The sequence below is a fragment of the Lysobacter sp. KACC 24251 genome, assembly GCF_057747755.1.
In genome coordinates this window covers 557,176-569,499 of record NZ_CM173222.1, presented here as the reverse complement: position 1 = coordinate 569,499, position 12,324 = coordinate 557,176, and the positions used below count along the sequence as shown (strand labels likewise).

Here is a 12,324-nt window from a genome sequence, read left to right as displayed (position 1 = left end):
CCAGCTGCAAACATGAATCAAGGAACAGTGCCGGCAATTGCTCAGGTTAATCACCGCAACGACACGGAGCGGAAGGTGCGCGTATGCTTTGTGCTTGCGTATCGCGCACCCGACTATATCCGCGGCAATTCCCTCTGCGCTGCCCTCGCGCAATCTCCGCAGATCGAGCTCCAGCACGCGACCAACATCTCGACCGGAGCCCGTCGATACCTTGAAATGCTGCGGCGGCTGGTTCGCCTGCACCGCTCATCGCCTGCGGACGTGTACATCCTTGGGTTCCGCGGCCACGAGGTCGGCTGGCTGGTTCGCTGCATAACAAGGGGTACGCCACTGATCCTCGATGCAATGATGTCGCCCTATGCCGCCCTCAAGGAGGAACGGAAGCTTGGCTGGGCGGGTCGTTGGCTGGCGCCTGTCTGGTATCGGTACGAGCGACATCTGCTGCATAGCTGCGAAGCTGTTTTGACCGACACTGATTTACACGCCAAATACTATTGCGAGACATTCGGACTCCCACAGGACAAAGTTTCTTCCGTACCCGTTGGCGCTGTTGAGGTGCTTCCGCAGTCGTCCCACAACAGGAGCCGCAGCTCGGATGCGGACGTGCCGGTGTTCCGGGTCCTGTTCTATGGCTCGTTCCTACCCTTGCACGGAATCAGCGTGATTCTCGAGGCTGCCTCGCACCTAAGGGAACTCCCCATAGAGTTTCATTTCATCGGCGGCACCTCCTCACAGGGACGCGACTTGGTCGACGAGTGTCGCCGGCGCGAAATCGAGAATTACACATACCGACCGTGGGTTCCCTTTGATAGCCTGCTGAAGGATGAAATTCCTGGTGCCGACCTATGCTTGGGGGGGCCGTTTGGAGCAACGCCGCAAGCCCAAAGAGTAATTACCGGCAAGACCTCCCAATGCCTGGCGATGGGTAAGGCAACCGTCATTGGGCGCATTGACGAAGACCATGGCTTCATCGATCGCGTGAACTGTCTCTTGGTCAAACAAGGTGATGCTGTCGCCTTGGCCAACTCAATCCGCTGGAGCTATTTACATCGCGAGAAGCTAGCTGAAATCGGCAGGCATGGCCGCGATCTATACGAACAGCGCCTATCGATCACTTCGATCGCAGAACGGCTCCAACCCCTCGTCACCCAACTAGCAGCCTGCGCGCGCCTGTCACGTGAACGATAAGAACGACCCTATCGATATCAGCGTGTGCATAGCCAACTACAACGGTGGCAGCATGGTGCTTGATTGCCTCGCATCGGTCTATGCGCAGGAAGGTGATTTCACGCTCGAAGTCATCGTTCACGATGACCGATCCGTCGACGACTCGCTCCAACTTATCCGCGATCACTTCCCAAATGCACGTACGATCACAAGCGAAAGCAACGTTGGATTCTGCATAAGCAATAACCGCATGGCGGCGATAGCCAAGGGCCGCCACCTGCTCCTGCTCAACAATGACGCGATCCTCCGACCAGGCACCCTAGCCTGCTTGATGGCCTCATCAAGAGGCGAGCACCGCAATTGTATTCTCGGTCTACCGCAGTTTTCGATGAGCGACGGAACGCTGATTGACCGAGGATATCGCACAGATCCCTTCCTTAATCCTATTCCCATCTTGGCCCCTGGCACTCACGACGCTGGCGTGGCGACCGGTGCCTGCCTATGGATACCCCGAAGCGCCTGGGAGGCGGTGGATGGGTTTCCACCCTGGTTCGAATCAGTTGCGGAGGACATCTTCCTCTGCACCGCCGCACGTCTGATCGGATACAGCGTCGTGGTATTAGATGCGCCCGGCTTTGATCACTGGATAGGCAGGAATCTCGGTGGCGGAAAGCTCGTGGAAGATCAGTTGCGCACCACAACCAGACGGCGCCGGCTTAGCGAGCGCAACAAGACGTTCGTCATGCTCTGTTGCTACCCCTTGCCGGCGTTACTCCTGCTGCTTCCTCTGCACTTTTCATTCCTGGCAGCGGAGGCTCTCTTCCTGCTTCTAGCAGGGGCAGGTGCACAGAAGGTGCGGCAAATTTACGATGAGTTGCCCTCAGAACTGTGGGAGCGGCGCATTGAAGTTGCGACCCTGAGGCGACGTCTGATGCGGAAACGGCCTAGCGAGCGCCCATCTGCTTTCGCGTTCACTGACTGGATACCTCTCAAGCTGAAGATGCTGTTAGTGCACGGCACACCAAAGATCGAGTGAATTCGGCATCAATCAGCTGCCGCTGTAGCGACCCATTCTCCCCAATAGCCCATCGCGAAGACCACGCCACACCATCACGCAGTGTCGCGTCCGTTCTTTCCCAAACACTACGTGGCTGTAGACAAAACCCAACCAATACCAGCCATTCCGCAACTTCCACCGTGTGTCGATGTAGCGGGACTTGCAGATCGCGGTGAAGTTCCGAATGCGGTAGTACATTCGCAACGGACTGTAGGCACTCTCGCGCCGCCAACCTAAGTACCAGACGCGCAGATAATCGTCTCCCATGCGATGGAACATGGTTGCGTCGCAGGTGCCGTAAAGCCTCCAGCCCTTGCTGCGAGCCCGGTGGCTCCATTCGATATCCACGTGGTCGATGAAAAGATCTTCGCGCATCATCCCCACGTCGTCGAGGACTTCAACTGGAATCAGGGTGCCCGAGGTGATTAGCGTCAATGCCTCCGTCACGGGTTGCCCCGCGCTCGGTCTTGCGTGCCCGTAAAGCAACTTTCCCGCCACTTCTGCCTGGAACGGGAATGTGATGCCGGTATTTCTGTCAGTGAACGTTGGGGCAACCGCCCCTACCCTGGCGCCCTGTGCTACCAGTTCCTGCTTCGTTCGCAAGAGTCCCGCGACCATATCCGCCGCCGGCAGACTGTCCTGATCGCTGAGCAACACATGGCCGGCGCCGCAAGCCCGAGCGAGCCCAATGCCTACGTTCAACGCCTTGGCAATGCCGAAATTGTCTCCTAGGCGCCTCAATGCGACGTTGCTGAGACTCAGTCCATCCAGAATGACCTCAAGCCGCGGATCTGATGAAGGCGTATTGTCGATTACGTGGATCTTGTCAACTTGAGTCGAAAGCGCGACAAGCAGCTCGGACAGCACTTCGCGATCCGGGAAGTAGGTGACGATCACCGCATCGACATTAACCATCTTGGTGGAATCCCTCGAAGGAAGCCGCGCGCGGCACGGAGCTCAATCGCATCGACGAAAGAGAAAAAAGGGCTCCGAGGCATTAACGCCACAAACCATTGCGTCGTACCTGGTGAGGAGACTCTCATGCGTTTCCACACATGGAAGCAGGCCCATCGACGAAATACGCCCAAAAACATCCTTTCCATACAACCTCACGTGATCCTCCTGACCGTAAGCCTGCAGTCTCGCATTGGCGTCGGTGATTCCCGTGTCACTCCATGTAGAGGTCAGTACGAGACAGTATGGGGTCTGCAGGATCGCCAACCCGCCATTGCAGAGAACGCGATGAACCTCGCTTACTGCACGCAGATCATCATTCACGTGCTCCAGCACGTGATTGGCGATTACGAGGTCAAACGAACCATCACGGAAGGGCATCGCCTCGATGTCGACAGCCATCATATCGCCGCCTGTCGGATACTTGTCGCACTTGACGTACTCCAGCGGCCCCATCCCTGCAATGACTTTCGTCAGGCATCGCTCTGGAGCGAAATGCAAGATTCTTAGATCAGGAAGGCGCTTGAAAAGCCCTGACTGCATCAGATACATGAAGAGATGTCGTTCACGGTCATGTGCGCCGCAACGCGGACATTCAAAATTTTCTAGATCGCTCCCGGTCATTCCCAGCACCTGCACCAATGGCGGCGCGCTAGCGCTCCCTTTCCTGTAAGGCAGGAATCTTCCGACTCTCTTCCCACACATCACGCACTGGCGTCGGACCGGCCGCGGAATGGACGCCATGGCTCTACGCAGGTCATGAACTATGCCCAAGTGCCACCCCACTTGTGCCCGTCCCTAGTACCGGTCCGTCGGAAGGTAACTTGATGCAGCATCGCCTCGAACCGGAAAAAGGTTTGGACCAGGGAGCGAGTGAGATTCGGCATTGCGATTAGTCGTCGCATTGCATTCGCTGCCCATGGCCTCAACGCGCATGGATCATTCGATGAAAGCCAAGCCCAAGCTTGCTCGAAGCGTTGCCGGTCTCCCGCTACAAGCGCCAACCGCATCAGCGTTTGATACTGAGCTGACAAGGCACGCATTCGTACCGCCTCGCCATCCCCGAAGTGTTCACAGAAATCCTCCACCATCCGAATCGCATCCAAGCCCCTCTCGACTGCGGCTGCGGCCCCGGCATTCGTCACGGATCCCGGGGTCCTGCGATAGGCAGCCAAAGGCTGATTGATAAATCCAATCTCTGATTCGTGGGCAACATACAAGAACTCCGGCCAATCACCGACGCGGTATTCACCCACTCCAGGACCTACTGCATGATAACGAAGCACAAGATCGCGCCTGCTTAGGGCAGTACAGGTCTGGATTCGGTTGGCCTGCAGCAAAGCCGGATATATGTCCCCCGCGCGGAACTCCAATTGGCGACGATGCCGGAAAGCCAGACGCGCTCTCCACACGCCCCCAACCTCAATCACGTTCAGATAGTTGCCGTGGACCAGGCCGCATGCCGGATTCGCGCGCATGAATTCAACCTGTTTCTGCAGTTTGCTCTTCTCGACCCAGTAGTCGTCCCCTTCGCAGTATGCAATGAACTCCCCACGTGACGCGGCAATCGCGCGAGCATGGTTGGCGTGCATTCCCACGTTACAGCCCGAAACTATCAGTCGGATTCTGTCAGGCGACTTGTGTTGGCACTTGCTTGCAAGTTCTCGAGTGTCATCTGTTGAGCAGTCTTCCGCGATTATCACTTCAAAAGGGAAGGTAGTCACTTGCTCGAGCACGCTCGCAACCGCCCTCTCAATGTAGGGACCATGGTTATAGGCAAGCATAAGCACACTGACGACGGGATTATCGACGAGCACCCGCGCGTCTCGTACTTCGTTGCTTCGTTCGAGAGCGCCTGCGTTGGTCGCAATCATGACTCTTGCCCTGGCCGCGCAGGAGGAAACACCAATTGCATGACATCCTGCATTGCATCGATCCGCGCGATTGCCATCACTGACAAGTACGCCATGGCGCCAGCACTTCCTATCACCGCGATCTGCATGGATGCCGACGCGGTCCAAGCCTGACTCCAAAAGTGAGCTGCGCCTGCCACCAGGCCTGCAACAGACACCGGCGGCGCAATTTCACGCAACTGCGACCATGCACCAAAATCAAGCCAGCGTTTCGTGTAATGCGTGTTAACCGCCATAACCACCAGGGAGAACACCACTTGGCTCCACGCCACGCCCATGATTCCATAGGAGGCGCCAACCAGAATCAGGATTACGCCCATCCCTTTCTTGATTAGTTCAAGACGAAACATGAGGTTGGCGTGCCCCTGCGCCATCAGGGCTTGCAGGTTGATTACGTGGATTGGATAAAGCAACCCTGCCAAGCACAAGACCTGCAAGATCGCCGCCGCAGGCAGCCACTTAACCCCAAAAAGTAGCACCGTGACTGGATCCGCCAACGCAGCGATGCCGAGCATTAGCGGCGCATTGATCAGCATCGCTCCGCGAATGGAAAGCTGAATACCCCGCCGTAACAACTGCGGGTCGTGTGCGGCTTCGGAGAACATGGGTAGCGCCACGCGCGCTACCAAACTGCCAATGAAGCCGCCCGGAAGCTGACGAATGCTCTCTGCATTGGCATAGAACCCAAGTTCGCGAGCGCCGAAAATTCGACCTACAAGTAGCGTGTAGAGCTTTGAATACGCTGCTTCCAACAGGCTGGAGCCCAGATGGAAGCCGCCGAATCCGATCAGCTTGCGAAATGAGGCGCCGCTGAACACCCAGGCCGGGCGCCAAGGGTTGAGTAGCCAAAGCATCGCACTCATTGTGCCGACCATGACCAGCGCGTGCGCAACCAAGGCCCACACGCCATAGCCATGCAAGCCCAGCATGATGGCGACAACCCCTGACAAGCAGGCCGCCACAGTGCCTGCTTTGGCTTGAGTGCGAAAGTCGAGTTGCCGCGTCAACAGGGTGCTGTGGATAACGCCCAAGGAGGACAGTACGAACAACGGGGATATCACCCGTGCCAATGGAGCCAGGACCGGGGCGTCATAAAAGTCGGCGATCGGGGGCCCGGCCATGAACAGCCCGAGCGTCATGACGACGCCAATCCCCACGTTGCACCAGAACATCGTCGACTCGTCCGCGTGGTCAACGTTGCGGCTCTGGATGAGTGCTGCGGAGAAGCCGCCGTCCATCAGCACCATTGCGATGCTGATGTACAGCGCCAGCATGGCGACGACGCCGAAATCAGCGGGCGTCAGCATGCGCGCAAGCGCCATCGTAGTGACAAACTGGAGGCCTTGCCGCAGGACGATGTCGCCGCCGCCCCACACTGTCGCCGCAAGTGCGCGCCTCTTCAGCATGGCTTAGCGCTTACGAACGGCAGGCACGCCAGCCACCATCGCCCCAGGCTCGACGGAGCGCGTAACGCAAGCGCCTGCCGCCACCACAGCGCCATCCCCGATGGTCAGCGGATGATCGACGCTTCCATTGATGATGCTGGCTCCAGTCCCGATGTACGCAGCGTTGCCGATCAAGACATTACCTGAGACATGGACCCCAGGCGCAAGTGTGGAGTAGCTGCCCACGACCACGTCATGACCAAGTGTGCAGCCCAAATTCACCTGGACGTGAGCACGGATGTCGATATCCACGGTTAGGATCGAGCCAGCACAAATGACGCTTCCCTCACCCAATGCGACTGAGTCCGACGCCTCAACCCGGGGATGAACCAATCGGGTTGCAAGTAGTCCCAATGCATCGCAAGCGGCGACAACCCTCTGGCGCTGAATCGGGTCACCAAGGGCGACCACGTATCTTTGCCTTGGTGAAGCCACGCAATCGCTTAGCAGGCGGACGGGAAGCCCACTGACCGCGCCAGACAGATACTCCGGCCGATCGACTACAAACTCGATTGTCACCGACGCGCCCAATGCCTGCCGTGCCAACCACGCGACTTCCCGGCCAAACCCCCCCGCCCCGAAGATCAACAAGTGGTCGAAGTCTGGCGTGGCTCCTGGGAGTGTATGCATCAGGCGCGGCCTTCCAAGTCCGCGAGCGTCCTGAACACCATGGCAATCGTCTCGATCGCACCTTCGGGGAGCGAGGGCCCGCTCGGCAGCACGACGACACGCGCCCCCACGGACTCGGTGTTTGGCAACAATAACCCCGCATGCGGGTAAAGGTCGCGGTAGGGCTGCATGCGGTGACATCCGGGCCAGAAGTACTTGCGGGCAAGGATGTTCTCTGCCTGCAGCGCTGCTACCACGTCATCCCGGCAGGCGCCAAACGCCGAGTCGATCTCAACCACTACATACTGATAGTTGGGATCATTGGCAGGGTCGTATTGCAGAAGCCGGACGCCCTCGAGACCTGCAAGCGCTGCCTCATACGCTGCGTGGTTACGGCGATTGGCCTCGACGAACTGCGGCAGGGCGTCGAGGTTGACCAGGCCCATCGCGGCGTTGATCTCGGGCATCTTGCCGTTGGTGCCGGGATGGACGACGTTGTCGTACCCCTTGAAGCCGAAGTTGCGCATCAGCCGCATGGTTTCGGCCAGATTGTCGTCATTGGTGACCACAGCCCCACCCTCAAAGGTGTTGAACACCTTGGTTGCGTGGAAGCTGAGCACCTCGCAGCGGCCGAACCCGCCAATTTTCCGCCCATTGAGGCTGCAATCGAAGCCATGCGCTGCATCGAACATCAGCTGCAGGCCATGTTCGTCGGCGATCGCCTGTAGCGCTTCCACAGGCGCCGGCCGGCCCCAGAGATGCACGCCAATGATGCCGCGGGTACGAGGCGTGATCATCCGTCGTACCGCGTCTGGATCCAGGTTGTGGGTGCCGGGGTCGATGTCCGCGAATACTGGGGCAATCGCCTGCCAATGCAGGGCATGGGCAGTGGCTACGAACGTATAGGAGGGGACAATGACTTCGCCCTCTAGCCCCAAAGCACGAATGGCGATCTCCAGCGCGATGGTGCCATTGCACATGGCCACGCAATGGCCGACCCCGAGCCGCGCGGCGATTCGCGCTTCCAGTTCCTGCAGAAGCGGACCGTTGTTGGTCAGCCAGCGTCTATCGTAGATGTCGGCAGTATGGCGCAGCAGCGCCTCCCGTTCGCCCAGGTTGGGCCTGCCGACGTGCAGTGGCTCCGCGAATGCGGGCGCGGCGCCATTGATTGCGAGATCGGCCGGAGTGCGGATGGATTTCATGTCCCTTCGCTGGCTATTCGATGCGGCGATACGTCAGGCTGGTGATCTGCTCCGAGACCAACCCGATCAGGAAGATGATCACCGCTGCACTCAGCAGCAGCATGCTCATATTGGTGAAGCGTTGTTCTGTCACATACGTGTAGCCGTAGTAGCCGGTACCCAGGAGCCCGAAGGCCAAACCTATGGGGGCAAACAGCTTCAACGGTGAATACAGCGTGGCAATCCTGAAGATGATCAGCAGGAAGCGGAGACCGTCCTTGAGCGGGCGGATGTGGCTCCCGCTCCCCACCCGCCGTGCAACGGGGATTGATACATAGGCGACCGGATAGGCGCTGCGGAAGAAGGCCATCGTGGAGGTGGTTGGATAGCTGAATCCGTTGGGAAGCAGATGCAGGAACTCGCGAAACCTGGCGGCGCGGACGGCCCGGAACCCGGACGTCAGGTCGGCGACCCGGTGCCCGGTCATCCAGCTGGCGAGGCGGTTGTAAAACCCATTGGCGAGCCCCCGGCCGACGTTCGCCTGGCCGGCCGCGTCGCGGGCGCCGACCACCATGTCGTATCCTTCATCAAGCCGCTCCAGCAGTCTCGCAATGTGGGCCGGATCATGTTGCCCATCGGCGTCCATGAACACCAGCACATCACTCCCAGCCTCGCGCGCGCCGCGCTTGATCGCGGCGCCGTTGCCCATCGGGTAGGGGTTCGACAGCACTCGCGCTCCATGCGCCTTCGCCACCAATGCAGAGTTATCAGTGGATCCATCATCGACCACGATCACCTCAGCCCCTGGATACAACTCACGCAGCGCCGGCAATGTCCTCGCCAAGCCCTCCGCTTCGTTCTTGGCCGGTAGTACTACTGATATGCGCATGAAACCCCCGTTCCGGCTAGCGTAGGGGAAGCCCTGACCATACGGAAGGGCATTCAGTCGCAGTCCCCCGAGCGAGATTGCGCTAAAGTCGCATTGGGGTAACAGGGGAGGTCCAATGAGCACCGTAGCAACCGCCAATCTGGTTGGCATTACCGGCATCGCCCGCCGCTTGGTCCTGGACGGTGCGTTGGATGAAGTGCGTGCCCGGGAGGCCATGAGCGCCGCCACGGAGCAGCGCAAACCCCTTGCCATTTACCTGACCGAGCATCGGGTCGTCACCACGGGCCAGCTGGCGGCCGCCAACTCCATGGAGTTCGGCACCCCGCTGTTCGACGTGGGTGCGCTGGACCCCGCGCAGTCGGCCATCAAACTGGTCAGCGAGGACCTGATCCGCAAGCACGACGCCCTGCCCCTGTTCAGGCGCGGGAATCGGCTGTTCGTTGGCGTGGCGGACCCGACCAACACCCGCGCGCTGGACGAGATCAAGTTCCAGACCAACATGGTCGTCGAGGCCGTGCTGCTGGATGAGGAGCGGATCCGGCGCACGCTCGATCAGTGGCTGTCCACCGCGGACGCCCTCACGGACAACGAGGACAGCGAGGGGTTGGACAAGCTGGACATCAGCGGTGGCGAGGACGACGCCGCTGGCGATTCTGGGGTAGACGCCAAGGGTGATGACACCCCGGTGGTCAAGTTCGTCAACAAGGTCCTGATCGATGCGATCCGCCGGGGTGCCTCGGACATTCACTTCGAGCCCTACGAAACCGAGTACCGGGTACGCCTGCGTATCGACGGCCTGCTCAAGCAGGTGGCCAAGGCGCCGGTCAAGTTGCAGCCCCGAATTGCGGCCCGCCTGAAGGTCATGGCTCAGCTGGACATTGCGGAGAAGCGCGTCCCCCAGGACGGCCGAATAAAGCTCAACCTGTCCAAGACCAAGCAGATCGACTTCCGCGTCAGCACCCTGCCAACCCTCTTCGGCGAAAAGGTTGTGCTGCGTATCCTGGACGGCGGCGCGGCCAAGCTTGGCATCGAGAAACTGGGCTATGAAGATGAACAGAAGAGGCTGTTTCTCGACGCCATCGCCAAGCCCTACGGCATGGTGCTGGTCACCGGTCCCACCGGTTCGGGCAAGACGGTTTCGCTGTACACGGCCCTCAACATCCTCAACGACGAGCACCGCAACATCTCCACCGTGGAGGACCCGGTCGAAATCCGCGTACCCGGGATCAACCAGGTGCAGATGAACACCAAGCGGGGCATGACCTTCGCCGCGGCGCTGCGCAGCTTCCTGCGCCAGGACCCGGACGTGATCATGGTCGGCGAAATCCGCGACCTGGAGACCGCCGAGATCGGGATCAAGGCCGCGCAGACCGGCCACATGGTGCTGTCCACGCTCCACACCAACGACGCTCCGCAGACCATCGCCCGCCTGATGAACATGGGTGTGGCCCCCTTCAACATCACCAGTTCGGTCACCCTGGTCATTGCCCAGCGCCTGGCGCGGCGACTTCACGACTGCAAGCGCAAGGTCGAACTGCCGGAGCACGCACTGCTGGCCGAGGGCTTCACCCATGAGGAAATCGCGGCCGGACTCACGCTTTTCGAGGCCGTGGGTTGCCCTGACTGCACGGAAGGGTATAAAGGGCGGACGGGCATCTATCAGGTGATGCCCATGACCGAGGAGATCCAGGAGATCGTCCTCGCGGGGGGAAATGCGATGCAGATTGCCGAGGCCGCCAAGCGGGCTGGGGTCAACGACCTGCGCCAGTCTGCCCTGCAGAAGGTCAGGGATGGCGTCACCAGCCTTACTGAGATCAACCGGGTTACGAAGGACTAAGCCATGGCCGCATCACGCTCCGCCGTCAAGCAGAAGGCCCCGCTCCGCCGTCAGGAAGCCATGCCGATCTTTGTCTGGGAGGGCAAGGACAAGCGTGGTGTGACCATGAAAGGCGAGCAGATGGCCAAGAGCGTGAACAATGTTCGCGCCGAGCTGCGCCGACAGGGCATCACGCCCACGGTGGTCAAGCCCAAGCCCAAGCCGTTGTTTGGCAGTGCAGGCAAGCGAATCACCCCGGGCGACATTGCCGTGTTCAGCCGGCAGGTCGCGACCATGATGAAATCCGGTGTGCCGATTGTCACCTCACTGGAAATCATGGCGGGGGGGCAGAAGAACCCCAAGATGAAAACGCTGGTCAATGACCTGCGTGCCGAACTCGAGAGTGGCTCTTCGATGAGCGAAGCGCTTGCCAAGCACCCGGTGCAGTTCGACGAGTTGTATCGAAACCTGGTGAAGGCGGGCGAGTCCGCTGGCGTATTGGAGACCGTGCTGGACACCATTGCCAGCTACAAGGAAAACATCGAGTCCCTCAAGGGCAAGATCAAGAAGGCGCTGTTCTACCCAGCCACCGTTGTCGCGGTGGCGATCCTCGTCAGCGCGATCCTGCTGATCTTCGTGGTGCCCCAGTTCGAGAAGACCTTCGAGAGCTTCGGTGCGGAGTTGCCGGCCTTCACCCAGCTGATCATTTCGGCCAGTGACTTCATGATCGCCTACTGGTGGGCGGTGCTGCTCCTCGTCGTTGGCACGATTACCGCATTGGTAATGGCCAAGAACCGGTCGCCGGCGTTCGCCAATTTCCTCGACAGGATGATGCTCAAGTTGCCCATCGTCGGGCAGATCCTGCACCATTCCGCCATCGCTCGGTTCGCGCGCACGACCGCCGTGACATTCCGGGCCGGCGTCCCCTTGGTCGAGGCTTTGTCGACCGTCGCCGGCGCAACCGGCAACCAGGTGTATGAACAAGCCGTCTACCGGATCCGGGACGACGTCTCTGTGGGCTACCAGATGAACATGGCGATGAAACAGGTGAATCTGTTCCCGCACATGGTGGTACAGATGGTGGCAATCGGTGAAGAGGCCGGCGCACTGGACACCATGCTGTTCAAGGTGGCCGAGTTCTATGAGCAGGAAGTCAACAACGCAGTGGACGCGCTTTCCAGCTTGCTGGAGCCCCTGATCATGATCGTACTGGGTGGCATCGTGGGTTCGATGGTCATCGGCATGTACTTGCCCATCTTCAAGCTCGCCGCCACCATCTAAGCTGCAGGATCC

Annotated in this window: 11 protein-coding genes; 4 read left to right on the top strand and 7 right to left on the bottom strand. The window is 59.7% G+C overall.

The features are described from left to right. Positions 1 to 12: 12 nt before the first annotated feature. Both AC3ARF_RS02635 and AC3ARF_RS02630 read left to right on the top strand, forming a co-directional pair. On the top strand, positions 13 to 1,188 hold the full coding sequence (locus AC3ARF_RS02635) for a glycosyltransferase (RefSeq protein WP_498930022.1): 1,176 nt from the start codon (positions 13 to 15) through the stop codon (positions 1,186 to 1,188). Beyond that, complete coding sequence (locus AC3ARF_RS02630; RefSeq protein WP_498930020.1) at positions 1,178 to 2,203, top strand: glycosyltransferase family 2 protein; 1,026 nt, start codon at positions 1,178 to 1,180, stop codon at positions 2,201 to 2,203. The genes AC3ARF_RS02635 and AC3ARF_RS02630 overlap by 11 nt, the downstream gene beginning before the upstream one ends. Before the next feature lie 12 nt (positions 2,204 to 2,215). Here AC3ARF_RS02630 and AC3ARF_RS02625 read toward each other — a convergent pair whose 3' ends face one another. The 7 genes from AC3ARF_RS02625 to AC3ARF_RS02595 form a co-directional block, all read right to left on the bottom strand. Then, on the bottom strand, positions 2,216 to 3,139 hold the full coding sequence (locus AC3ARF_RS02625; RefSeq protein WP_498930018.1) for a glycosyltransferase family 2 protein: 924 nt from the start codon (positions 3,137 to 3,139) through the stop codon (positions 2,216 to 2,218). A 42-nt stretch (positions 3,140 to 3,181) separates the two neighbouring features. Next, on the bottom strand, positions 3,182 to 3,730 hold the full coding sequence (locus tag AC3ARF_RS02620) for a class I SAM-dependent methyltransferase (protein WP_498930016.1): 549 nt from the start codon (positions 3,728 to 3,730) through the stop codon (positions 3,182 to 3,184). A 212-nt stretch (positions 3,731 to 3,942) separates the two neighbouring features. Further along, positions 3,943 to 5,052, bottom strand: coding sequence for a glycosyltransferase (locus AC3ARF_RS02615; RefSeq protein WP_498930014.1), 1,110 nt, complete (start codon positions 5,050 to 5,052; stop codon positions 3,943 to 3,945). After that, positions 5,049 to 6,497: a lipopolysaccharide biosynthesis protein gene (locus tag AC3ARF_RS02610; RefSeq protein WP_498930012.1), complete on the bottom strand. Its 1,449-nt coding sequence runs from the start codon at positions 6,495 to 6,497 to the stop codon at positions 5,049 to 5,051. The genes AC3ARF_RS02615 and AC3ARF_RS02610 overlap by 4 nt, the downstream gene beginning before the upstream one ends. Before the next feature lie 3 nt (positions 6,498 to 6,500). Beyond that, positions 6,501 to 7,166 carry a NeuD/PglB/VioB family sugar acetyltransferase gene (locus AC3ARF_RS02605; protein WP_498930010.1) on the bottom strand — a complete coding sequence of 222 codons (666 nt, stop codon included), beginning with the start codon at positions 7,164 to 7,166 and terminating at the stop codon, positions 6,501 to 6,503. Beyond that, positions 7,166 to 8,347: a DegT/DnrJ/EryC1/StrS family aminotransferase gene (locus AC3ARF_RS02600; protein WP_498930008.1), complete on the bottom strand. Its 1,182-nt coding sequence runs from the start codon at positions 8,345 to 8,347 to the stop codon at positions 7,166 to 7,168. The genes AC3ARF_RS02605 and AC3ARF_RS02600 overlap by 1 nt, the downstream gene beginning before the upstream one ends. A gap of 13 nt (positions 8,348 to 8,360) precedes the next feature. Further along, the gene (locus tag AC3ARF_RS02595) at positions 8,361 to 9,215 is read right to left on the bottom strand and encodes a glycosyltransferase family 2 protein (RefSeq protein WP_498930006.1); all 855 of its coding nucleotides are present in this window, start codon (positions 9,213 to 9,215) and stop codon (positions 8,361 to 8,363) included. 115 nt (positions 9,216 to 9,330) lie between these two features. Between AC3ARF_RS02595 and pilB the strand changes: the two genes are divergently transcribed. Beyond that, the gene (gene pilB, locus AC3ARF_RS02590; RefSeq protein WP_498930004.1) at positions 9,331 to 11,052 is read left to right on the top strand and encodes a type IV-A pilus assembly ATPase PilB; all 1,722 of its coding nucleotides are present in this window, start codon (positions 9,331 to 9,333) and stop codon (positions 11,050 to 11,052) included. Between the two features lie 3 nt (positions 11,053 to 11,055). Next, a complete protein-coding gene (locus AC3ARF_RS02585) occupies positions 11,056 to 12,312 on the top strand; it encodes a type II secretion system F family protein (protein WP_498930002.1) in 1,257 nt (418 codons plus the stop codon). Positions 12,313 to 12,324: the final 12 nt, after the last annotated feature.